Genomic DNA, 21,185 nt, shown 5'->3' with positions numbered 1-21,185 from the left:
TATTGCACTAGCGCTACCGGCATTTTTTCTCTCACCATGCCCGCCCGCCCACTGTCTGACGAAACCCTGCACCTGATCGACGCCGTGCGCACGGCGCTCGCGCACCGCAGCGACGTGGAAGAGCGTGCCCTGTTTGGAACGCACGCCTTCTTTGTGGACGGCAAGATGTGCATCGCCGTCAAGGGCGAGGAGCTGCTGGTGCGTTTGCCGCCGGAACGGCACGGCGAGTTGCAGGAGATGCAGAACACGCGCGAACTCTCTCCAGGCGGCGGGATGAAGGGCTACTTCTGGGTGGAGCCCAACGGCTTTTCCACCCGGGCGCAATGGAGCTTCTGGATCGACGAAGCACTGGCCTACAACCCGCACGCCAAGGCGGCACCGCCCAAGAAAAAAAGGGATGCCGCCAACACCCAGCCAGCTCCTGCCAAGAAGGTCGCAGCAGCAGGCACGCGCGCGAAAAGCGCGACCACCAAGGCCGCCAAGCCCCTAGCCAAAAAGCCCGCGGCCAAGAAGCACAGCATCTTCGAAGCCGACGACTGACTCACCCCTCCACACCCCACCCGGAGCCCCACCATGCCCCTTCGCATCGTCCGCCTTGGCACCCCGCGCGCCGCTGGGGAAGGCACCCGCATCGGCACCGTGCGCCGCCCGCCGCGTGGCGTGCCCAAGGCCGAGTTCGCCAGCCGCGACTACTACGACGTGTGGTACCCCCTGCTCTCCCCCAGCGCCGACCTCATGGCCCAGGGCCAGCAGGTGCCTACTGGCCAAGAAGGCGACAAGGCTTGGGAGGCTTTCGCCAAACAGTTCCGCAAAGAACTGGCCCAGCCCGAGGCCAGCCGCACGCTGGATTTGCTGGCCGCGCTGTCGCACCACAGCGCGATGTCGCTGGGCTGCTACTGCGAAGACGAAGCGCGCTGCCACCGGTCGGTGCTCCGCGCTGAGCTGGCGGGCCGCGGAGCAGACATCGCCGATTGATTTCAGACGTTTTTGGGCGCAAGCGCTAGATGAATATGCGCTGGTAGCTATCAAATTCATACCCAACCCGAACCCTTTTCTTTCACCATCACAACGACATCCAGGAGCAACACAGCATGAAAATCGCATTCATCGGCCTCGGCAACATGGGCGGCCCCATGGCACACAACCTGCACAAGGCAGGCCACGAAGTGCGCGCTTTCGACCTCTCGCAACCCGCCCGCGACAAGCTGGCCGCAGACGGCGTGCCCATCGCCACCGATGCCAAGGCGGCAGTCGCAGGCGCCGAAGTCGTCATCAGCATGCTGCCCGCCAGCCAGCATGTGGAAGGCCTGTTCCTCGGCGCGGGCGACCTGCTGGCCCAGTTGCCTGCAGGCACGCTGATCATCGACTGCTCAACAATAGCCGCCGCCACCTCCCGCAAGGTGGCCGAGGCCGCCAAGGCCAAGGGCGTGGCCTTTATCGACGCACCCGTGTCGGGCGGCACCGGCGGCGCCATTGCAGGCACCCTCACCTTCATGGTGGGCGGCGATGCGGCCGACCTGGAACGCGCCCGCCCCGTGCTCGAAAAAATGGGCGCCAACATCTTCCACGCAGGCAGCGTGGGCGCGGGCCAGACGGCCAAGATCTGCAACAACATGCTGCTGGGCATCCTGATGGCCGGCACCAGCGAAGCCATTGCCCTCGGCGTAGCCAATGGCCTGGACCCCAAAGTGCTGAGCGAAATCATGCGCCGCAGCTCGGGCGGCAACTGGGCGCTGGAGAAGTACAACCCCTTCCCCGGCGTGATGGAAACTGCGCCCGCCAGCAAAGGCTATGCGGGCGGCTTTGGTACGGACCTGATGCTCAAGGACCTGGGCCTGGCGCAGGAGAACGCGATGGCGGTGAAGGCTGCCACGCCGCTGGGGGGTATGGCGCGTAATCTGTATGCGGCGCACAGCTTGGCGGGCCACGGCGCGCTGGATTTCTCCAGCATCATCAAGATGGTGCAAAAGGGCTGAAAGCGAATACGCCGAGGACCCAGGGCTGGGGGCGCTGCTGATCTTTGCGGCCACCTCGTCCACTGTGGGCCTCACGCCGCACCCACCATGCCGACCTGCAGGTCGGCATTTTTTTGCCCGCTATTTCGCCATCAGCGTGTGGAGGAACTGCGCCTCAAACACCTCGGCGGGCACCGGCTTGCTCAACAGGTACCCCTGTATCTCGTCGCAGCCAAGCAGTGCCAGATGGCGGGACTGGTCCTCGGTCTCCACCCCTTCGGCGACCACCTTCAGGCCCAGCGAATGCCCCAGGTTGATGATGGTGGAGACCAGCGCCACACCCTGCGGGCCCGAGGCCATGTTGAGGATGAAGGACCGGTCGATCTTGAGCGTGTCCACAGGCAGTTTGGCGAGGTAGCTCAGCGATGAGAACCCCGTGCCGAAGTCGTCGATGGCGATGGTGATGCCCATCTCGCGCAGTGCATGCAGGCTGGCGGTGCTGTGCTGCACGTCGTCCATGACCATGCTTTCGGTGATCTCCAGCTCCAGCCCGGCAGCGGCCCTTGCGTCATGGGCCACGGCGTCGCGCACCTCGGCAATGAAGCCCCGGTGCCGCAGCTGCAGAAACGACACATTGACGGCCACCCGCAGGGGCGCAAGCCCTGCCTGGCGCCAGCGCAGGTTGTCGGCCAGGGCCTGGCGCAGCGCCCAGCGGCCCACGTCGTAGATCAGGCCGGTTTCTTCCAGAATGGGGATGAACTGCGCGGGCGGCACCAGCCCCCGGCGCGGGTCGTTCCAGCGGATCAGGGCCTCGGCCCCGGCGATGGCGCCCGAGGCCAGGTGCTGCTTGGGCTGATAGTGCAGCACGAACTGGCCCTGTTCCAGCGCGTCGCGCAGGCGCCCCTCCAGGCTCAGGGCTTCGGCCACGCGGGTGTTCATCTCCGAGGTGTAGAACAACAGGCTGTCGGCCGAGGCTTTGGCCTTGTTGAGGGCTGCCTCGGCGTTGCGCAGCAGGGTTTCTGCATCGGCACCATCCATGGGGTACAGCGCGACACCGGCCTTGGCGGCCATGCGTAGCTCGGTGCCGCCCAGCACAAAGGGCGCATCCAAACAGGCGCGCATCAGGCCATCCAGCGCCAGCGCCACCGCGCCTGCATCCCGCGCGTCAGTCACGGCGATGCCAAAGCTGTTGACGCCAATGCGCGCCACGTCGTACGCGTCGCCCGCCGCCTGCTGCAGCCGCTGCGCCACCTGCTTGAGCAGTTCGTCGCCCTCCTGGCGCCCCAGCGTGTCGTTGACGAACCGAAACCGGCTGATGTCCATGAGCCCCATGCCGAGCAGCGTCTTGGCGCCTTCGCGTGGCCGCAGGTGCTGGCCGCTGCGCTCCAGGAACAGGGTGCGGTTGGGCAGACCGGTGATGTCATCGTAGTACGCCAGGTAGTTCAGCCGCTCTTCCTTGTCGAGGTGGTCCATGGCAAAGCCGATGTCGCCCGCCAGCTCGGTCAGCAGGTGCATCTCGTCATCGTCAAAGAACCCGGCTTCGTCGGCAAACAGGGCAATCACGCCGACCACCTCGTGCGCCACCAGCAGGGGCAACACGGCCATCGACGCCACGCCGCGCGCAGCCAGCTCCTGGGGGACGAGGATGCGCGGGTCGTTCTGAATGTCCTCACACACCACGGACTGCCGGGTGCGCACCACGCTGGCGCTCAGGCTTTCGCCCTCTCTCGGGGTTTCGCTCAGCCACAACCGGCGCCGCACATGCATGAGGAACTCCGCCCCGGCCCCGGCAAGCGCTACCGGCACCACCTCTTGCAGGGCGTGGTCCACGCGACCGATCCAGGCGATCTTGAACTGGCCGTGCTCCACCGCGATGCGGCAGGCCTCGCGGAACAGCTCGTCGCGCTGGCGCACCCGCACGATCAGGGTGTTGATGCCGCTGAGCACGGCATACACGCGGTTCAGCCGCTTGATGCGCCGCTCGGCGTCGCGGCGTGCCGTGATGTCCTCACCCAGGGCCGCCACCCCCGTCACCTGCCCGCCCACGGAGCGCAGCACCGTGTTGTTCCAGTGCACCAGGCGCCGCTCGCCAGACCGGGTCAGGATCTCGTTGTCGTAGTGCCAAGCCGACGGCCGGTCGGCCAGCACGTCGGCAAAGACGCTGCGCACATCGCCCATCTCGGGCGGCACGAACAGATCGAACCAGTTGCGGCCAAACACTTCGTCGCGCTGCCAGCCCGTCAGCCGCAGCAGGTAGTCGTTGCAGTAGGTGATGCGGCCTTCACAGTCCAGCATCAGCGAGATCATCTCGACTTTGTCGAGCATGTCGTTGAAGCGGCGGTCGCTTTCGTGCAGTTCTTCTTCGGCGCGCTTTTCCTTGGTGATGTCCTGGATGGTGTTGAACCAGCGGCCCAGCTCGCCCCGGCCCGCTTCGTCCTCCAGGGGCTCCATCACCTGGCGCAGGTACAGCGGCTGGCCGTCGCCACGCACCACGCGGTAGGTAAAGTCCATGCGCGCGCCCTGGTGCGCCGCCTGCAGCGCGTGGCGGCGGAACATGTCGCGGTCATCGGGGTGCACCAGCGCCAGCCAGTCGCGGGCCGAGCGGGGCATGGCGCTCTCGTCCAGCCCCAGCATGTCAGGCAAGGTGTCCAGCCAGCTCTCAAAGGCGCCGTCAGGCCCGCTGATGACGTGGGATATCTTGGCCAGCGCCTGGGCCCTGCGCAGGCTGGCCTTGTTGGCACGCAGGGCATCCACAGCCCGCTGGCGCTCTTGCACCTGCACCTGCAGTTGCTCGGCGTGCTGCTGGATCTCCTGGTACAGGCTACCGTTTTCGTAAATACGGCCCACCTGCGCACCCAGGATGGCCAGGACTTTTTCGTCGTCGGCGCTGAAGGCGTCCGCCCCCTGCTTGTTGGCCAGGCACAGCCAGCCGTAGGAGAACGACAGCGACACGATGGGCGCGATCACTGCCGTGTGCACCGGGGGATATCCTGCGGGCAAGCCCAGCGCCACGGGGTCACCCCCTGGGTTGACCAGGCGGTGGGGTCGGCGTTCGGCCCGCAGCTGGCCCAGCAGCCCGTGCGACACCACGGGCAGATCAACAGGCCCGTTCTGCAGGGCCGGGTCCATGCCGCTGGTGCAGGTGATGGCGCCGTCGCTGTGCTTGCGCACCACGCACAGCACGGCGTACTGCGCGCCCACCAGCTCGCGGGCACCTCGGCACACATTGGCCAGCAGGACCTGCGGGTCGCGCTCTGAGGCCAGCTGCAGGTTCAGGTCGGTCAGTGCGGACAGGCGTCGGTTCATGGCTGCCAGCTCGGCCACGTTGCCGGTGAGCTTGTCCGTCATCAGCTGCAGGTGGCGGGTCTGAAAGCTGTGCTCCAGCGCCACCGAGGGCTGATGGCGGATCTGCGTGAGCGCCTGTTCGATGGCCGCCAGAATGTCTTGCGGCTCACAGGGCTTGAACAGCACCTGGGTGACGCCGCAGGCCTCGGCCAGACGCAGGGCTTCTTCCTCCTGGTAGTGCGCGCTGCAAAAGATCACCTGCGTGGCCGCCAGGCCATGGTCGGAGCGTAGCTGCCGCACGAACTCAAAGCCGTCCATGGTCGGCATCAGGATGTCGGAGATCACCAGGTCCGGCCGCTCGGCACGGACCAGGGCCAGCGCCTCGGCGCCATCGGCCGCCTCCAGCGCCTGATGGCCGCTGTGCCCGATGAGCGTGACCACCAGCGCGCGGTTGGCGGGGAGGTCATCAACGACGAGGATCTTTGCCATGCTGTACGTGCTGGGGATTCAACCTGATTGAGGGGGTGTTTGCCGGGCACTGGCCAAAAACGCCTCGATCTGCTGCACAAAGGTTTCGGGCGTGATGGGCTTGGACAGGTGTTCATTAAAACCGACTTCGAGGGCCTTCTCACGGTCGCCCGGCATCGAGAAGGCCGTCACCGCGACCAGAGGCACCACCCGCCAGCGCGGGCTGGACCGCAGGCCCCGGGCCACTTCGTAGCCGTTCATCACGGGCATCTGCAGATCACACAGCACGATGTCCGGCCCCTCGGCCAGCGCCAGGTCCAGCCCCACGGCGCCGTTCTCAGCGGCCAGCACCCGGTGGCCTGCAGCTTCGAGCAGATAGGTAACCAGCATGCGGCTGGCGTCATCGTCTTCGATGACCAGAACGGTGGCGGGATGGGTGGTGGTGGTCGTCATGCCACATGCTCCGGCAATTGCAGGGTGAATGTGCTGCCCAGGCCCTCGGTGCTGTCAAAACCCAGCGTGCCACCCAGGGCCTCGGCCAGCTTGCGGCTGAGGTGCAGGCCCAGGCCCGTGCCCTCGTGGTGGCGGCGGTCTGCACTTTCTACCCGCGAAAACGCCTCGAACAGCCGGGGCTGCTCCTGCAACGGTATGCCCGGGCCGGTGTCCTGCACACGCAGTTGCACCGCGCGGCCGGTGGGCAGCTGCAAATCCTGCAGCACCACATCCACCCGCCCTTGTTGCGTGAACTTGATGGCGTTACCCACGAGGTTGATGAGAATCTGACTGAGCGCACGCCGGTCGGTGAGCAGCAAGACATCGACCGGCGGCGTGTGCACCGCAAAAGCCAGGCCCTTGCGCCGTGCCTCCATTTCCAGTGTCGCAGACACTTCTTCGATCAGGGTCTTGCAGTCCACGGGCTCCAGGTTCAGCGTGACCTTGTTGGCGCTGAGCTTGGCCACATCCAGCAGATCGTTGATGAGCGACAGCAGGTGCTTGGCGCCCGTCTGCACGATGCGCAGCTGCTTGTCCTGCTCGGCATTCAGCGGCCCGGGCAGCTTCATGAGCAACGTGCCGGTGAAGCCGATGATGGCGTTGAGGGGCGTGCGCAGCTCGTGGGACATGCTGGCCAGAAAACGGTCTTTCACCAGGGCCGCGTTCTCCAGCTCCAGGTTCTTGTCACGCAGCACCTGCTCGATGCGCTTGCGCTCGGTCACATCACGGATGGCGCTGGAGACAAACAGGCCCTCTTCCGTCTCCAGCGGGCTCAGGCTGATCTCGACCGGGAACTCGCTGCCGTCCTTGCGCAGGCCGTGCAGCTCCAGCCCTGCCCCCATGGAGCGAGTGCGTGGTTCGGCAAAAAAATTGCGCCGGTGGTCGGGGTGCCGGGCGCTGAAGCGCTGGGGCACCAGCAACTCGATGGGCTGTCCCAGCAGCTCGTCGCGGCTCCAGCCGAACAGTTTGACCGCCTGCGAGTTGACGAGGACGATGTGCCCCTCGCGGTTGACGATGACCATGGCGTCCGGCGCGGCCTCCAGCAGGTCCTTGAACTTCTGGTCCGCACGCTTGCGGTCGGTGATGTCGCGGATGGCACTCATCACCATGGTGCCCTCTTCGGTGTCGATGGGGCTCAGGCTGATCTCGACCGGAAACTCTCCACCATCCTTGCGCAGGCCGTGCAGCTCCAGCCCCGCCCCCATGGTGCGGGTGCGTGGCTGGCCAAAAAAGCCGCTGCGGTGGCCCAGGTGGGCGCCGCGGTAGCGGTGGGGCAGCAGCACCTCCACCGCCTGCCCCAACAGTTCGGCACGGGGGTAGCCAAACACCCGCTCGGCCTGGGAGTTGACGAGCACGATGCGCCCGGTCACGTTGACCATCACGATCGCATCGGGGGTAGATTCGAGCAGATCGCGAAACCGCGCCTCCAGCAGCTTGGCGTCGCGCTGCACCTTGAGCTGCGTGACATCCTTCTTGCTCGACAGGAAGTACAGCACCTGACCACTGGCATCGCGTACGGCCTTGGTCGATACATTGACGTGCACCAGCGAGCCATCCTTGCGACGGCGCACCGCCTCTTGCACCGAGGTGCCCAGGCGCAGGGCCTCTGCCCGGAAAAGGTCCTCTTCGTGCGCGCGGCCCTGGGGCACGATCAGGTCGAGGACGGAGCGCCCCTGCACTTCGGCCTGCGAATACCCAAAGATCAGCTCGGCCGCCGGATTCCACTCCAGCACCACGCCCTGGGGCGACAGCACCAGCAATGCATCGGGGTTTTGCTCCCAGTACGCGGCAGAAAATTCAGTCGCCATGCAGCCCTCTCGCTCCGGATGGGGCTGCATCGCAGTGCTGGCTGTGCCTGGGTGCGCCCTGCGTTGGCCCCGGTGTCGGTGTTTTTGGTGTGGGTGGTGAGGGCACACAGCACTCTCATCATGCTGTGTACTGTTGCCACCCCTCGCCGCCTTGCGTGGTCCCTGCTCCGAGACAGCAGGGGACAACGCAAGGCGGCGAGAGCGCCGAACCATATTAGGGGGGAACGCGGCAAAACTCCAACACTGAAGTGCCAATACTGCAACCCGCAGCGATCCACGGCAAAGCGCAACAGCCATGCCCCAAAACGGAAAGCCCCCGAACCCATCAAGGATCGGGAGCATCAACACGTCACCGACCGCGCCGTGTGCGTGGCGGCGCTGTGCGGTCTTACATGTTGTCGATCATGACCTGTCCGAACCCGGAGCAGCTCACCTGGGTGGCGCCTTCCATCAGGCGGGCAAAGTCGTAGGTCACCTTCTTGGAGGCGATCGACTTCTCCAACGAGCTGATGATCAGGTCGGCAGCAGCGGTCCAGCCCATGTGGCGCAGCATCATCTCGGCCGAAAGGATTTCGGAGCCGGGGTTCACGTAGTCCTTGCCCGCGTACTTGGGCGCGGTGCCGTGGGTGGCTTCAAAGCAGGCCACCGAGTCGGACATGTTGGCGCCAGGGGCAATGCCGATGCCGCCCACCTGCGCAGCCAACGCGTCGGAGATGTAGTCACCGTTCAGGTTCAGCGTAGCCACGACTGAATACTCGGCCGGGCGCAGCAGGATTTGCTGCAGGAAGGCATCGGCGATGCTGTCCTTGATGGTGATCTCCTTGCCGTTCTTGGGGTTCTTGAGGCGGCACCAGGGGCCGCCGTCGATGAGTTCAGCACCGAATTCTTTCTGCGCCAGCGCATAGGCCCAGTCGCGGAAGCCGCCTTCGGTGTACTTCATGATGTTGCCCTTGTGCACGATGGTCACGCTGGGCTTGTCGTTGTCAATGGCGTACTGGATGGCCTTGCGCACCAGGCGCTCGGTGCCTTCGATGGACACTGGCTTCACGCCCAGGCCGGACGTGTTGGGGAAGCGGATCTTCTTGACACCCATCTCGTCCTGCAGGAACTTGATGAGCTTCTTGGCCTTGTCGGACTCGGCTTCAAATTCGATGCCAGCGTAGATGTCTTCCGAGTTCTCGCGGAAGATCACCATGTTGGTCTTTTCAGGCTCCTTCAGCGGCGAAGGCACGCCCTTGAAATACTGCACCGGGCGCAGGCACACATACAGGTCCAGTTCCTGGCGCAGCGCCACGTTCAGCGAGCGGATGCCGCCGCCCACCGGCGTGGTCAGCGGGCCTTTGATGGAGACCACGTACTCGCGCAGTACCTGCAGAGTTTCGTCGGGCAGCCACACATCGGGGCCATAGACCTTGGTGGACTTTTCGCCCGCGTACACCTCCATCCAGTGGATCTTCTTTTTGCCGCCGTAGGCCTTGGCCACGGCCGCATCGACCACCTTGATCATGACGGGCGTGATGTCCAGGCCCGTGCCGTCACCCTCGATGAACGGGATGATGGGCTCGTCCGGCACATTCAGGGACATGTCGGCGTTGACGGTGATTTTCTGGCCTTCGGCAGGCACCACGATGTGCTGGTAGGTGGTCATGGGTGGGAAGTCTCCAGTATGCGCCGAGTCTGATTCGGTCGATGAGGGGCAAAGCGAGGAAAAGAGGCACCGCCACAGGCGTGGCAGTGTGGTTTCAAACCATTCTAATGACAAAAAATTTCGTCGAAGACCCTGTCAACGGGCCGCGCGCTGCTATCGTTGCGAATGGAGCCGTACGGAATTCGTCCGGCCCTTCAACCTTCGTTCACACTGGAAACGGCATATATGAAAAAACTCCTCGCTGTCCTCGTGGCCGGTCTGTTCACTGCTGGTGCTTTTGCACAGGCACCCGCAGCCGCCCCTGCCACCACCACTCCTGCAGCCGCTCCCATGACGGCCCAGGCAGCAGCACCGGCTACCAAGAAGGTCGCCAAGAAAAAGACCCACAAAAAGGTCGCCAAGAAGAAAACTGCCCACAAGGCCGCCTGAACCAGCTTTGCAAGGCCTGACGTACCCGCCACTGGGCCCGCAGGCCTTCGCTGATTCAAAACCGCCCGCTCCTGCGGGCGTTTTCTTTGGTGCTGCAGACGCCCTGCGCACCGCCTGAACTTTTCGCGACCGCTGCAGTCCGTCTCTGGCGCAGTTGCCGCACTTCGTGTTGTCTTTTTTTGCCAGAAAGCCCCGCCCATGACCGCCTCACGCGCCCTCCCAGCCTTCCCGCTCGCCGCCCTGCGCGCGGCGACCGGTGTTCCTAGTCGCGCCCGCCGCGCCGTCGGGGCCTGGTGTGCTGGGCTGCTGGTGGGCGCACTGGCAGTGCCCGCCGGGGTCGCCCAGGCGCAGGAAGGCCCCCAGATGAACCTGCGGCGCGTGGAGCTGACCGCTGGCATGCACCGCATCGACGCCCAGGTCGCCTTGACCCCGCAGGAGCGCCAGACGGGCCTGATGTACCGCAAGGAAATGCCCGCGCACGAGGGCATGCTGTTTGTCTTTGAGCAACCCTCGCAGCAGTGCTTCTGGATGAAGAACACTTTGCTGCCGCTCACGGCGGCCTTCATTGCCGATGACGGCACCATCGTGAACCTGGAGGACATGAAGCCCCAGACACTGGATTCGCACTGTTCGGCCAAGCCCGTGCGCTACGTGCTGGAGATGAACCAAGGCTGGTTTGCCAAGAAGGGCATCAAGGCCGGAGCGAAACTCGGCGGAACCCCGTTTGCCCGGCAGTAATGCATGCGACTGCTGACGCTATATTTTCAATAGCATCACAGGAATGATTCACTAGCGCATCCGGCCAAAAAGACGTCAACTTTTCTGTGGAGCAACAAAAAACGGCCCGAGGGCCGTTTTTTGTTGTCGCTGCGATGTGAGCTGAGCGCCACACCGCAAATGCACGGAGCGATCAGGCGAAGTTGGCTTCAGCAAACTTCCAGTTCACCAGCTTGTCGAGGAAGGTCTCGACGAACTTGGGGCGCATGTTGCGGTAGTCGATGTAGTACGCGTGTTCCCACACGTCCACCGTCAACAGGGCCTTGTCGGCGGTGGTCAGGGGCGTGCCGGCGGCGCCGGTGTTCACGATGTCCACGCTGCCGTCGGCCTTCTTCACCAGCCAGGTCCAGCCCGAACCGAAGTTGCCCACGGCGGACTTCACAAAGGCTTCCTTGAAGGCGGCGTAGCTGCCCCACTTGGCATTGATGGCTGCGGCCAGCGCGCCCGAGGGCTCACCGCCACCTTGGGGAGCCATGCAGTTCCAGAAGAAGGTGTGGTTCCAGATTTGCGCAGCGTTGTTGTAGATGCCGCCGCTCGACTTCTTGACGATCTCTTCGAGCATCATGGATTCGAACTCGGTGCCCTTTTGCAGGTTGTTGAGGTTCACCACGTAGGCGTTGTGGTGCTTGCCGTGGTGGTACTCCAGGGTTTCCTGGCTGTAGTGCGGGGCCAGGGCGTCGATGGCGTAGGGCAGCGGGGGAAGGGTGTGTTCCATGGTGGTGTTTCCTCGTGGTTTGAAATTCTGGGATGCCGTCTGCAACGCGGGCTTTCCTGAGCAATGCAGTCGGACACAGCGCGAAGGGGGCATTGTAGGAACATCAGGTGACCTGTGCAGCATGTGGGCTCCCGGATTCCACCCGCACCGCCACAAACCGCCCATGTCCTACAGGCGGGCTGCCAGCCGCCCACCGCCCTGCACGATCCGGTTACAAGAGTCGGGGCTGCGACACCGTGACATCCACGGCCCCATCGGACAGCGTGGCCCGCAGTGCGTCGCCCGGCTGGGCCTGGCGGATGCTGGTGACGGCCTGGCCGCTGGTGTCGGTCAGCAGCGCATAACCGCGCTGCAGCACGAGGCGCGGGTCCAGCAATTCCAGCCGCAGGGCGGCACGCTCCAGCCGTTCGGCGTTCTGCGCCACGCTGCGTTGCAGAGTCTGGGGCAAATGGGCCTCCAGCGCTTGTTGGCGCTGTGCCAGGCGCTGCATTTTCAGGAGCACTCCATGGCGCATGCGCTGCGCAAGGCGCGCCAGCTGCAACTGCTGGCGCGCCACCAGGCCCGAGGGGCGCCCCAGGCGGGCTGCGGCCTGGTCCAGGCGCTGGTGACGGGTATCGAGCTGACGCTGCACGCCATCGCTGAGGCGGCCTGCCAGCAAATCCAGCGCTCCCAGCCAGACCTCGCGCGGCTGGGCCACCAGCTCGGCCGCCGCCGTGGGCGTGGGAGCGCGCAGGTCGGCGCAAAAGTCGGCGATGGTGAAATCTGTCTCGTGCCCCACCCCGCTGACCAGGGGCACCGGGCTTTGCACGATGGTGCGGGCCAGTTGCTCGTCGTTGAAGGCCCACAGGTCCTCGATGGAGCCGCCTCCCCGCACCAGCAGAATGACGTCAATGGGCGGATTAGGATTCGAATCACCCCCCTGCGCCCGCCCCGCTTGCGCCAGCAGATACAGTTTTGATAGTGCCGCAATGATCGACGGCGGGGCGGCCACACCCTGCACCTGCGCGGGCACCAGCACCACCGGAATGTGCGGCACCCGGCGGCGCAACGCCGTCACCACATCGTGCAGCGCGGCCGCACCCGCCGATGTGACCAGGCCAATGCCGCGCGGCTGCAGCGGCAGCGGGCGCTTGCGCGCCGTGTCGAACAGGCCTTCGGCGTCGAGCTGCGCCTTGAGGCGCAGGAACTGCTCGAACAGCGCGCCCTGCCCCGCACGCTGCATGCTCTCCACGATGAACTGCAGATCGCCCCGCGCCTCATACACACCGAGGCGCCCGCGCACTTCCACCAATTCGCCATCTCGCGGCGAAAAGTCAAGCAGCGTGGCTGCGCGGCGGAACATGGCGCAGCGCAACTGCCCGTTGGCGTCCTTGATCGAAAAATAACAATGACCGCTGGACGCGCGCGAGAAGCCCGTGATCTCGCCGCGCACCGCGACAGGATTGAAGCGCGCCTCCAGGGCATCAGCAATGGCGCGGCACAGCGCGCCAACTTCCCAGATACGGGGCGCCGCTGCTGGGCTTGAGCGGTCAAACATGAGAAATGGCGCGCGTTGGCGTGGCGCCCCCCATGCGAGTACTCCACAGTTTCGGGCCAGCGGGCGCTGCCTTCAACCCGGACACCCCAATCGGCCGCAAAACACGAAAACACGTGCAAGTTGTTGATTTATATATGTTTTTCATTGCACAATTTTTCATCAATCTGTTGCAAGCACGGCGCGGAGCCACTTTGCGGGGCTGCGGATGTGGGTTGCCCACAAAGTTATCCACAGTTTTTGTGGGTGAGCGCAACGAGGGGAAGCGTGCGCGATAACGTAACGGTTTGTGACGCAGTGGCCGCCACAAGCTGGGCCATAATCACCGATTGCTTTCATCTGCGCGGAGAGAGATTTGCTGTCCATCATACAAGCCGCAGGCTGGCCCATCTGGCCCCTGATCGCGTGTTCCGTCCTGGGACTGGCACTGATTTTTGAACGTTTTCTGGCCCTGAAAACGGCCCGCGTGGCCCCCCCAAAACTTCTCGACGAAGCCATCACGGTGTCGTCCAAGGCCCTGCCCACCCCCGATGTGGTGAACCAGCTTGCCCAGAACTCGGCCCTGGGCGAAGTGCTGGCCAGCGGTCTGCGCACCCTCAACAGCAACCCCCAGTGCAGTGAAACCGACCTGCGCGCCGCGATGGAAGGTACAGGCCGCGCAGTGGCTCACCGGCTGGAGAAGTACCTGTCGGCCCTGGCAACCATCGCCTCGGCTGCGCCGCTGCTGGGCCTGCTGGGCACCGTCATCGGCATGATCGAGATCTTTGGTTCGCAAGCCGGCGGCGGTGGTGTGGGCCAGGCCATGGGCGGTGGCAACCCGGCACAGCTGGCACATGGCATCTCGATTGCGCTCTACAACACGGCATTTGGCCTGATCGTGGCCATCCCCTCCCTGATCTTCTGGCGCTACTTCCGGGCCCGCGTGGACGCGTATCTGCTCACGCTGGAACTGGCATCGGAGCAGTTCGTTCGCCACATGCTGCGCCTGCGCAAAGCCAAATAAGCGCCATGAACTTTCGCCCCCGCGCCAAGGATGAGCCCGAGATCAACCTGATCCCGTTCATCGACGTGCTGCTGGTGATCCTCATCTTTCTGATGCTCACCACCACCTACAGCAAGTTCACGGAGCTGCAGCTCACCCTGCCCGTGGCCGATGCCGAGCAACAGCGCGACCACCCCAAGGAAGTGATCGTGTCGGTGGCCGCAGACGGCCGCTACGCCGTCAACAAGACCGGCGTGGAAGGCAAGAGCGTGGATGCCATCGCCCAGGCGCTGCGCACCGCCGCCACCGCAGGCCGCGACAGCGTAGTCATCATCAGCGCCGACGCCATGTCGCCGCACCAGTCCGTGGTCACCGTGATGGAGGCCGCGCGCCGCGTGGGCCTCACGCAGATCACGTTCGCCACGCAATCGTCCGCGTCGGGCCGCGCGGCCAGCCGCTGACGGGAATGGCCGCTTCAGGGCCGCAGCCGCCCCGGGCTTCGGCCCCGCAAGCCCCTCCGCCCTCCTCTGCCACGGCCGAACAGCGGCTGCAGAACATCTGGCAGTCCCGGGGTCCAGCGGCGTGGGCGCTCTGGCCCGTCTCTCTCATGTATGGCGCCTTGGTGGCCCTGCGCCGCTGGCTGTACCGCCGGGGCTGGCTTCGGTCCGAGCACCCGGGCCGCCCTGTCATCGTGGTGGGCAATGTGATTGCCGGTGGCGCGGGCAAGACCCCCGTGGTCATCGCACTCGTCAAACACTTGCAGGCGCGTGGTCTGCGCCCGGGCGTAATCTCGCGCGGCTACGGTCGCAGCACACATGACTGCCGTGCCGTGCAACCCGACAGCCCCGCCAGCGAGGTGGGCGACGAGCCGGCCTTGATTGCCCGCAGCGTAGCGGGGGGCGGCACGGTGCCCGTGTTTGTGGCCCCACGGCGCATCACCGCCGCACGCGCGTTGCTGGCAGCCCAACCCGATACCGATGTGATCGTCTGCGATGACGGCTTGCAGCACCTCGCACTGCGGCGGGACCTGGAGATCTGCATCTTCAACGACCAAGGCATCGGCAACGGCTTTCTGCTGCCCGCAGGCCCGCTGCGGGAGCCCTGGCCCCGCCCTGTGGACATGGTGCTGCATGCAGGCAGCGCACCGCCGCGCGGCACCAGCGCGCCGGCATTTGCCCTCCAACGCAGCCTGGCGCCCTATGCCCTGCAATCGGACGGCCACCACGTGCCACTGGCACAACTGCAAGGGCAGCCCCTGCATGCGGTGGCCGCCGTGGCCCGACCCGCCGAGTTCTTTGCCATGTTGCGCAACCAGGGCCTGACGCTGGAGCACACCGAGGCCTTACCCGATCACTATGATTTTGATAGCTGGCAGCGCATATCCGACCAGCGCCTACGGCTAATTTGCACAGAAAAGGACGCGGTGAAGCTCTGGACGCGCCATCCGGACGCGCTGGCCGTGCCACTGACCACGCAGATGGACCCGCGCTTTTTTGCCGTCCTGGACGATTGGCTCCATCAAGCAGTCGCCGGCTCCGCAGCCCAAAGGCCGCCGCTATCATCTGCCCCTGCCTGAACGAACCCACCCGGAAAGCCTCTCCCCCATGGACCCCAAACTGCTTGAACTGCTGGTCTGCCCCGTCACCAAAGGCCCTTTGACGTATGACCGCGAGGCACAGGAACTCGTCTCGCGCAGCGCGCGGCTGGCCTACCCGGTGCGCGACGGAATCCCCGTGCTGCTGGAGAACGAAGCCCGCACCCTGACCGACGAGGAACTGGAGCAGTGAGCGCCCCCGTAGCCACTGCCGCCCACAGCCCCTTCACCGTGCTGATACCGGCACGCATGGCGTCGAGCCGCTTGCCCGACAAGCCCCTGGCCGACATTGCGGGCCTGCCCATGGTGGTGCGCGTGGCCCAGCGTGCTGCGCAGAGCGCCGCAGTCCGCGTGGTGGTGGCTGCAGACGACCCCCGCATCCTGCAAGCCTGCGCAGCCCATGGCGTGGCTGCCGTCATGACCCGCGCCGACCACGCCAGCGGCAGTGACCGGCTGGCCGAGGCCTGCACACAACTGGGGCTGCAGGGCGACGATATCGTTGTCAACGTGCAGGGCGACGAACCGCTGATAGACCCCGCACTCATCAACGCCGTGGCCGCCCTGCTGCAGGAACACGGTGGGCAGCGCCCCGAAGCCAGCATGGGCACCGCCGCCCATGCCATCGCGTCCCTGGCCGACTACACCAACCCCAATGTGGTGAAGGTCGTGCTGGACGCGCGGGGCCTGGCCCATTACTTCAGCCGCGCGCCCATCCCTTTTGGGCGCGACCATACAGGCACGGCCTGGTGGCAGGGTGCAGCACAGGCCGCCCAGCCCGGCGTGAAGGCACTGCAAGACTTCGCACCGCTACGCCACGTGGGCATCTACAGCTATCGCGCGGGGTTTCTGCGGGAGTTTCCACAACTGGCGCCTGCGCCGACCGAGGCCATTGAGGCGCTGGAACAGCTGCGTGCACTGTGGCACGGCCATCGCATCGCCGTTCACCTGGCAGACGCGGCGCCGGGCCCTGGCGTGGACACCGCAGAGGACCTGGAGCGGGTCCGCGCACTGTTTCGCTGACAGTTTTCAGCCGCCAACGATCCGCGTTGGCGTGCATGTTGGATGCATCCGGGGTCGCACAGATGACCCTCGCAGCGCTTCCATGGAGGCACCGGCCAAGAAACGGTCACCCATGTAAGTCCGCGCAAGGTGGTCACATGCTATCCTCAACTGTAACGAGAGCACCGCATCCCGGGCGCACAGAACGGCTTCAGGCGCCCTTCGAACGTCCCCGCCAGCGGCGCCACCCGATTTCTAACCTTCGAGGACATCCATGAGACTGATTCTGTTGGGCGCGCCTGGCGCCGGAAAGGGCACGCAAGCCACATTCATCTGCCAGAAGTACGGCATCCCCCAGATCTCCACCGGCGACATGCTGCGTGCAGCCGTCAAGGCCGGCACCCCCCTGGGCCTGCAGGCCAAGGCCGTGATGGACTCGGGCGCCCTGGTCAGCGACGACATCATCATCGGTCTCGTCAAGGAGCGCATCACGCAGGCAGACTGTGCCAACGGCTTCCTGTTTGACGGTTTCCCCCGCACCATTCCGCAGGCCGACGCCATGAAGGCCGCCGGCGTCAAGCTCGACTACGTGCTCGAAATCGATGTGCCCTTTGACGCCATCATCGAACGCATGAGCGGTCGCCGCTCGCACCCTGCCAGCGGCCGCACCTACCACGTCAAGTTCAACCCACCCAAGGTCGAAGGCAAGGATGACGTGACCGGCGAAGAGCTGATCCAGCGCGAAGACGACAAGGAAGAAACCGTCAAGAAGCGCCTGCAGGTCTACAGCGACCAGACGCGCCCCCTGGTGGATTACTACAGCAACTGGGCCAAGGCCGAACCCGCCGCAGCGCCCAAGTACCGCGCCATCAGCGGTACGGGCAGCGTGGACGAGATCACTGCGCGCGCGCTGCAGGCGCTGGCCAGCTGATGCAATGAACCAAGGGCCAAGATCCGCCTAACGCACGTTGGGCGCTCAAACCTCCTGAAAGCGACGCACTGCACCAGGGCGTCGCTTTTTTCATGGGCCGCCCCGCCGCGCGGTGGCCGCGACAGCCGCCCGCTGCGGGCATGTGCCTGGCATCAGGCGGGGCTGGACCGCAAGCCGTAGGCCTTGCCGTCCACAAACAGGTATTCGGCGCGCAGCACTGCCTCGCCCTTTTCGTCCCGCAGGCCAAAGCCCACCACCGACACGGCCGTACCCGGCTTGATCTCTGGCACCTGCCAGGCCTGCATGCGGGTCAACGGAGCCAGCTCAACCTCCCAGACGCGGTCCTTGCGGGTGGGCAGCACGGTTTTGGCTAGCAGTGCGCGTCCGTCCACCGGCGCGGTCTGCGCAGGCACAGGCCGCTGGGCAAAATCTGGAGGCAACCGGAGCGCAGCGGGCAATTCGAGCTCCAGCTCTGCATGCGGGTTTTGCCACCGCACCTTGCGCGCCGTGCCCTCCAGATACAGCGGTCGGTCCGCATCAAAACTGCTCCAGCCGTGGTGCGCGTGTGCCCCCAAAGGCAAGGCACCAGCGGCGATCAGCACATGACGACGTTGCAAGCCCATAAAGACTCCCGTAGGAATAAAACCCGGTTCAAGGGGTCATATCAAAGGTACGCAATCCAGCGGCCACAGGCCACCACCGACAGCCAGATCACGGTGGACACCAGCATCTGCACGCGCGCCAACCCGTCCAGGCTTGCAAGCGAACCGCGTGCATGAAACCACGCCGCGTTGCAGCCCGCAAGCATTAACAACAGCATCTTCAAGGTAAAAGCGCGGTTGCTGAGCAGCTCCGCAGGCTGGGTGGCAAACATCAGCAGCCCCGACGCTGCGGCCAATCCGAAGCCGCACAGCGCCACAGTGAGACTCAGCCGCGCGAGGTCTTTCACCGGCAGTGCCACACCACGTCCGAAGACCCGCAACTCCAGCAGCACCAGATTGCCCAGCAGCAACGCAATACCGATGATATGGACGACCTCCAGCGCGGGGTAAGCCCAGGCGTGTGTCTTGAGTGCGGTGAACACGGCTGCCGGCCCTTTTTAGATCAATGCATCCGCAGCAAATCCAGCATCAGGGCAACCCGCGCCTTCACCGGCGACAGGCCTTGCGAGGCGGGAAGCACATCACCCGGCTTGGGCAGCACCTGCCCCTCCGCGCAGCGGGTGGAGCGCACCACCCGCACCCCGGCGTTCTGCGCGCGCACCAAAGCGGCTTCCAGATCGTGGTGGATCGTGCCATTGCCGGTGCAGGCCACCACCAAGCCCTGCACGCCCTCTCGCACCAGTGCATCTACCGCCCTGCCCGATGCCCCTGCATGGTTCATGACGATTTCCACCCACGGCCAAGTCGCAGCGCTCACTATATTATTCATAGCATCATCAGCATTATTTACGGGCACTACTGGGCTATCGCATGCCCAACGGACCACACTCTCTTCCACCCACCCCAGAGGTCCAGCATCCCCCGAGCTGAAGGCATTGACGCGGTAGGGATGCACTTTTTGCACATGCCGTGCGCCATGCACTTCACCCGCAGCAACGGCCAGCACACCTGTGGCACCGGGCGCCAATACCGTTGCCACCGCGTCCAGCAGGTTCTGGGGGCCATCGGGGGTCAAGGCTGTAGCAGGCCGCATCGCGCAGGTCAGCACCACGGGTTTGGCGGCGTCCAGCACTTCGTGCAAGAACCACGCCGTTTCTTCCAGCGTGTCTGTACCGTGGGTAATGACCACCCCCCTCACCTCCGAGTCATTCAGATGGTGGGCGCAACGCAATGCCAGCGTGCGCCACACCTCACCATCCATGTCCTTGCTGTCGATCTGCGCAACTTGCTCTGCAACCAAGGCGCCGCCTGCCAGAGCCTGCAGACCGGGCACGGCCGTCAGCAGTTGTTCCACGCCCACCTGCGCGGCGGTGTAGCCAATGTTGTCCCCCGCTTGGGCCGAGGTGCCCGCAATCGTGCCACCGGTGCCCAAAACCACAATTTTTTGCCCACTCACTTGCATACTCCGAAAAACTGGTGAAAAATACAGTTACTGGATTAAAAAACAGTTGTTCATCACTGTAACCGCCTGCACCGGAAACCACCATGCTCGACAACCCCAAACTCACCGCCCGCCAGCAGCAGATTCTGGATCTCATCCAGACCGCTATCGCACGCACCGGCGCGCCTCCCACCCGCGCAGAAATCGCGGCCGAGCTGGGTTTCAAGTCAGCCAACGCGGCAGAAGAACACCTTCAGGCGCTGGCCCGTAAAGGGGTGATTGAGCTGGTCAGCGGCACCTCACGGGGTATCCGCCTGCGCGGCGACACGGTGCGCTCCATCAACGCCGCGCGCGGCAGCCAGTTCAGCCTGCCCATCCCGGGCCTGTCGCAACTGGTCTTGCCTTTGGTAGGACGGGTGGCTGCGGGGTCGCCCATTCTCGCGCAGGAACATGTTGACCAGACCTACAGCGTAGAAAACAGCCTCTTCCAGCACAAGCCCGATTACCTGCTCAAGGTGAGGGGCATGTCGATGCGTGACGCGGGCATCATGGATGGCGATTTGCTGGCTGTTCAGTCCACCCGCGAAGCCCGCAACGGCCAGATCATTGTCGCCCGCCTGGGTGACGACGTCACCGTCAAGCGCCTTCGCCGCACCGCCAACGCCATTGAGTTGCTGCCCGAGAACCCCGACTATCCCGTGATCGTGGTGCAGCCGGGTGAGCCCTTTGAGATCGAAGGCCTGGCAGTGGGCCTTATCCGCAACACCATGCTGATGTAGCACGCGCTCAGGGGCCGCACCGTGGGTGGCGGGCGTTTGGTGGACAGATTCTGGTCAGTACACCAGCCCTGCGATGCGGGTCCCGTTGAGTGCCAACAACTCCCAAGCTATGTGTGATGAATCGGCGGGGCAACTGCCTGCACCGCAGGGGATGGTCTCGCGCTGCTTTTGGGTGTTCTGGTACTTAGCCACTTTGCAATCCTGCCTATGTTCAACCCCCGACTTTCGGAGTTTTCACATGGGAAATGCTTTGTTCACCCTTTCTGCCCTGCAGAGCCCTGTTCGCAGCCTCAAAAAGCTGTTTGCGAGTGCGGAGCTAGCGTCTGCAGACAAGACGACCCTACCGGCGCAAGCAGAGACAAGAGAGTCCACTGAATTTGGGAATGCATCGCCCTTTATTTCCCAAAGACGGGCTGCAGACGTTGCAACACTTCATCGTGCTGAACAGCACCAAGGACAACGCGCTCCTCGCGGGAACTGGCCTTTTACGGCCAAACCACCTGCACGAGCGCCAGAATGCCCTGCCCGTTTGCCCGACACGCAGCGCTCTTTTCTGCCAACACACATGGGCGGCAGCAAACGGCAAGCTTTCCTATCAGCGGTGGGTACGGCTTCCTGCGGCCCACGAACAACCAAAGTGCTGCGCCGGGCTTCTGACGCCGCAGGTACCGGACGCCTGGTGATTGCAGGCCGCATGGCAGATGTCTGCGCAGAGCTGGACCGTTTGGCGGCATCCGAGGCTGTCA

The 21,185-nt window shown here is 64.7% G+C and carries 22 protein-coding genes; 13 read left to right on the top strand and 9 right to left on the bottom strand.

Features of this window, described 5'->3' with window-relative positions:
* Nucleotides 1-36: 36 nt before the first annotated feature.
* The 3 genes from ACOYR4_RS10715 to mmsB all read left to right on the top strand — a co-directional run bounded on the left by ACOYR4_RS10715 (nucleotide 37) and on the right by mmsB (nucleotide 1,976).
* A complete protein-coding gene (locus tag ACOYR4_RS10715; RefSeq protein WP_422849504.1) occupies nucleotides 37-540 on the top strand; it encodes a TfoX/Sxy family protein in 504 nt (167 codons plus the stop codon).
* A gap of 33 nt (nucleotides 541-573) precedes the next feature.
* Entirely contained in the window at nucleotides 574-975 is a 402-nt protein-coding gene (locus ACOYR4_RS10710) for a DUF488 family protein (RefSeq protein WP_060985436.1), read from the top strand.
* A 116-nt stretch (nucleotides 976-1,091) separates the two neighbouring features.
* On the top strand, nucleotides 1,092-1,976 hold the full coding sequence (gene mmsB / locus ACOYR4_RS10705) for a 3-hydroxyisobutyrate dehydrogenase (protein WP_422849503.1): 885 nt from the start codon (nucleotides 1,092-1,094) through the stop codon (nucleotides 1,974-1,976).
* A 120-nt stretch (nucleotides 1,977-2,096) separates the two neighbouring features.
* Here mmsB and ACOYR4_RS10700 read toward each other — a convergent pair whose 3' ends face one another.
* The 4 genes from ACOYR4_RS10700 to icd form a co-directional block, all read right to left on the bottom strand.
* On the bottom strand, nucleotides 2,097-5,729 hold the full coding sequence (locus tag ACOYR4_RS10700) for an EAL domain-containing protein (RefSeq protein WP_422849502.1): 3,633 nt from the start codon (nucleotides 5,727-5,729) through the stop codon (nucleotides 2,097-2,099).
* An 18-nt stretch (nucleotides 5,730-5,747) separates the two neighbouring features.
* The gene (locus ACOYR4_RS10695; protein ID WP_015014235.1) at nucleotides 5,748-6,161 is read right to left on the bottom strand and encodes a response regulator; all 414 of its coding nucleotides are present in this window, start codon (nucleotides 6,159-6,161) and stop codon (nucleotides 5,748-5,750) included.
* Entirely contained in the window at nucleotides 6,158-8,008 is a 1,851-nt protein-coding gene (locus ACOYR4_RS10690; protein WP_422849501.1) for a PAS domain S-box protein, read from the bottom strand. The genes ACOYR4_RS10695 and ACOYR4_RS10690 overlap by 4 nt, the downstream gene beginning before the upstream one ends.
* A gap of 388 nt (nucleotides 8,009-8,396) precedes the next feature.
* Nucleotides 8,397-9,656: an NADP-dependent isocitrate dehydrogenase gene (icd, locus tag ACOYR4_RS10685; RefSeq protein ID WP_015014237.1), complete on the bottom strand. Its 1,260-nt coding sequence runs from the start codon at nucleotides 9,654-9,656 to the stop codon at nucleotides 8,397-8,399.
* Nucleotides 9,657-9,881: 225 nt separating this feature from the next.
* On the opposite strand from icd, the gene ACOYR4_RS10680 reads away from it, so the two are divergent.
* Complete coding sequence (locus ACOYR4_RS10680) at nucleotides 9,882-10,085, top strand: hypothetical protein (RefSeq protein ID WP_015014238.1); 204 nt, start codon at nucleotides 9,882-9,884, stop codon at nucleotides 10,083-10,085.
* A gap of 198 nt (nucleotides 10,086-10,283) precedes the next feature.
* Nucleotides 10,284-10,823, top strand: coding sequence for a DUF192 domain-containing protein (locus ACOYR4_RS10675; RefSeq protein WP_422849500.1), 540 nt, complete (start codon nucleotides 10,284-10,286; stop codon nucleotides 10,821-10,823).
* Between the two features lie 172 nt (nucleotides 10,824-10,995).
* Here the strand turns inward: ACOYR4_RS10675 and ACOYR4_RS10670 are convergent, their stop codons facing one another.
* Both ACOYR4_RS10670 and xseA read right to left on the bottom strand, forming a co-directional pair.
* The gene (locus tag ACOYR4_RS10670) at nucleotides 10,996-11,577 is read right to left on the bottom strand and encodes a superoxide dismutase (protein ID WP_422849499.1); all 582 of its coding nucleotides are present in this window, start codon (nucleotides 11,575-11,577) and stop codon (nucleotides 10,996-10,998) included.
* Between the two features lie 211 nt (nucleotides 11,578-11,788).
* Nucleotides 11,789-13,114 carry an exodeoxyribonuclease VII large subunit gene (gene xseA, locus ACOYR4_RS10665; RefSeq protein ID WP_422849498.1) on the bottom strand — a complete coding sequence of 442 codons (1,326 nt, stop codon included), beginning with the start codon at nucleotides 13,112-13,114 and terminating at the stop codon, nucleotides 11,789-11,791.
* Between the two features lie 352 nt (nucleotides 13,115-13,466).
* On the opposite strand from xseA, the gene ACOYR4_RS10660 reads away from it, so the two are divergent.
* The 6 genes from ACOYR4_RS10660 to adk all read left to right on the top strand — a co-directional run bounded on the left by ACOYR4_RS10660 (nucleotide 13,467) and on the right by adk (nucleotide 17,617).
* Nucleotides 13,467-14,114 (top strand): MotA/TolQ/ExbB proton channel family protein, encoded by a 648-nt coding sequence (locus ACOYR4_RS10660; RefSeq protein WP_015014242.1) that lies wholly within the window; start codon nucleotides 13,467-13,469, stop codon nucleotides 14,112-14,114.
* Nucleotides 14,115-14,119: 5 nt separating this feature from the next.
* On the top strand, nucleotides 14,120-14,554 hold the full coding sequence (locus ACOYR4_RS10655) for an ExbD/TolR family protein (RefSeq protein ID WP_015014243.1): 435 nt from the start codon (nucleotides 14,120-14,122) through the stop codon (nucleotides 14,552-14,554).
* Between the two features lie 5 nt (nucleotides 14,555-14,559).
* Nucleotides 14,560-15,669, top strand: a complete 1,110-nt coding sequence (lpxK, locus tag ACOYR4_RS10650; protein WP_422849497.1) for a tetraacyldisaccharide 4'-kinase — start codon at nucleotides 14,560-14,562, stop codon at nucleotides 15,667-15,669.
* Nucleotides 15,670-15,697: 28 nt separating this feature from the next.
* On the top strand, nucleotides 15,698-15,880 hold the full coding sequence (locus ACOYR4_RS10645; RefSeq protein ID WP_056062396.1) for a Trm112 family protein: 183 nt from the start codon (nucleotides 15,698-15,700) through the stop codon (nucleotides 15,878-15,880).
* Nucleotides 15,877-16,707 (top strand): 3-deoxy-manno-octulosonate cytidylyltransferase, encoded by an 831-nt coding sequence (kdsB, locus tag ACOYR4_RS10640; RefSeq protein ID WP_422849496.1) that lies wholly within the window; start codon nucleotides 15,877-15,879, stop codon nucleotides 16,705-16,707. Before ACOYR4_RS10645 ends, kdsB begins: the two co-directional genes overlap by 4 nt.
* A gap of 253 nt (nucleotides 16,708-16,960) precedes the next feature.
* Nucleotides 16,961-17,617, top strand: a complete 657-nt coding sequence (gene adk / locus ACOYR4_RS10635) for an adenylate kinase (protein ID WP_060983883.1) — start codon at nucleotides 16,961-16,963, stop codon at nucleotides 17,615-17,617.
* 152 nt (nucleotides 17,618-17,769) lie between these two features.
* Here the strand turns inward: adk and ACOYR4_RS10630 are convergent, their stop codons facing one another.
* The 3 genes from ACOYR4_RS10630 to ACOYR4_RS10620 are packed head-to-tail and all read right to left on the bottom strand — an operon-like array spanning nucleotide 17,770 to nucleotide 19,681.
* Nucleotides 17,770-18,240 (bottom strand): DUF6152 family protein, encoded by a 471-nt coding sequence (locus ACOYR4_RS10630; protein WP_422849495.1) that lies wholly within the window; start codon nucleotides 18,238-18,240, stop codon nucleotides 17,770-17,772.
* A 41-nt stretch (nucleotides 18,241-18,281) separates the two neighbouring features.
* Nucleotides 18,282-18,701, bottom strand: coding sequence for a hypothetical protein (locus ACOYR4_RS10625; RefSeq protein ID WP_422849494.1), 420 nt, complete (start codon nucleotides 18,699-18,701; stop codon nucleotides 18,282-18,284).
* A gap of 20 nt (nucleotides 18,702-18,721) precedes the next feature.
* Nucleotides 18,722-19,681 (bottom strand): asparaginase, encoded by a 960-nt coding sequence (locus ACOYR4_RS10620; RefSeq protein ID WP_422849493.1) that lies wholly within the window; start codon nucleotides 19,679-19,681, stop codon nucleotides 18,722-18,724.
* 83 nt (nucleotides 19,682-19,764) lie between these two features.
* On the opposite strand from ACOYR4_RS10620, the gene lexA reads away from it, so the two are divergent.
* Nucleotides 19,765-20,439, top strand: a complete 675-nt coding sequence (lexA, locus tag ACOYR4_RS10615; protein WP_110958782.1) for a transcriptional repressor LexA — start codon at nucleotides 19,765-19,767, stop codon at nucleotides 20,437-20,439.
* A 383-nt stretch (nucleotides 20,440-20,822) separates the two neighbouring features.
* Nucleotides 20,823-21,122, top strand: a complete 300-nt coding sequence (locus ACOYR4_RS10610) for a hypothetical protein (protein ID WP_209819750.1) — start codon at nucleotides 20,823-20,825, stop codon at nucleotides 21,120-21,122.
* Nucleotides 21,123-21,185 lie beyond the last annotated feature (63 nt).

The sequence above is a fragment of the Acidovorax sp. M14 genome, from assembly GCF_049331375.1.
Taxonomy (GTDB): domain Bacteria; phylum Pseudomonadota; class Gammaproteobacteria; order Burkholderiales; family Burkholderiaceae_C; genus Acidovorax.
The sequence above is the reverse complement of the archived record's forward strand: the minus strand, read 5'-3'. Positions and strand labels throughout refer to the sequence as shown.

Bases quoted from the DNA above. Each gene is read 5' to 3' on its own strand.
- ACOYR4_RS10715 (WP_422849504.1), top strand. From the start codon at position 37: ATGCCCGCCCGCCCACTGTCTGACGAAACCCTGCACCTGATCGACGCC.
- ACOYR4_RS10710 (WP_060985436.1), top strand. From the start codon at position 574: ATGCCCCTTCGCATCGTCCGCCTTGGCACCCCGCGCGCCGCTGGGGAA.
- mmsB (WP_422849503.1), top strand. From the start codon at position 1,092: ATGAAAATCGCATTCATCGGCCTCGGCAACATGGGCGGCCCCATGGCA.
- ACOYR4_RS10700 (WP_422849502.1), bottom strand. From the start codon at position 5,729: ATGGCAAAGATCCTCGTCGTTGATGACCTCCCCGCCAACCGCGCGCTG.
- ACOYR4_RS10695 (WP_015014235.1), bottom strand. From the start codon at position 6,161: ATGACGACCACCACCACCCATCCCGCCACCGTTCTGGTCATCGAAGAC.
- ACOYR4_RS10690 (WP_422849501.1), bottom strand. From the start codon at position 8,008: ATGGCGACTGAATTTTCTGCCGCGTACTGGGAGCAAAACCCCGATGCA.
- icd (WP_015014237.1), bottom strand. From the start codon at position 9,656: ATGACCACCTACCAGCACATCGTGGTGCCTGCCGAAGGCCAGAAAATC.
- ACOYR4_RS10680 (WP_015014238.1), top strand. From the start codon at position 9,882: ATGAAAAAACTCCTCGCTGTCCTCGTGGCCGGTCTGTTCACTGCTGGT.
- ACOYR4_RS10675 (WP_422849500.1), top strand. From the start codon at position 10,284: ATGACCGCCTCACGCGCCCTCCCAGCCTTCCCGCTCGCCGCCCTGCGC.
- ACOYR4_RS10670 (WP_422849499.1), bottom strand. From the start codon at position 11,577: ATGGAACACACCCTTCCCCCGCTGCCCTACGCCATCGACGCCCTGGCC.
- xseA (WP_422849498.1), bottom strand. From the start codon at position 13,114: ATGTTTGACCGCTCAAGCCCAGCAGCGGCGCCCCGTATCTGGGAAGTT.
- ACOYR4_RS10655 (WP_015014243.1), top strand. From the start codon at position 14,120: ATGAACTTTCGCCCCCGCGCCAAGGATGAGCCCGAGATCAACCTGATC.
- lpxK (WP_422849497.1), top strand. From the start codon at position 14,560: ATGGCCGCTTCAGGGCCGCAGCCGCCCCGGGCTTCGGCCCCGCAAGCC.
- ACOYR4_RS10645 (WP_056062396.1), top strand. From the start codon at position 15,698: ATGGACCCCAAACTGCTTGAACTGCTGGTCTGCCCCGTCACCAAAGGC.
- adk (WP_060983883.1), top strand. From the start codon at position 16,961: ATGAGACTGATTCTGTTGGGCGCGCCTGGCGCCGGAAAGGGCACGCAA.
- ACOYR4_RS10630 (WP_422849495.1), bottom strand. From the start codon at position 18,240: ATGGGCTTGCAACGTCGTCATGTGCTGATCGCCGCTGGTGCCTTGCCT.
- ACOYR4_RS10620 (WP_422849493.1), bottom strand. From the start codon at position 19,681: ATGCAAGTGAGTGGGCAAAAAATTGTGGTTTTGGGCACCGGTGGCACG.
- lexA (WP_110958782.1), top strand. From the start codon at position 19,765: ATGCTCGACAACCCCAAACTCACCGCCCGCCAGCAGCAGATTCTGGAT.
- ACOYR4_RS10610 (WP_209819750.1), top strand. From the start codon at position 20,823: ATGCATCGCCCTTTATTTCCCAAAGACGGGCTGCAGACGTTGCAACAC.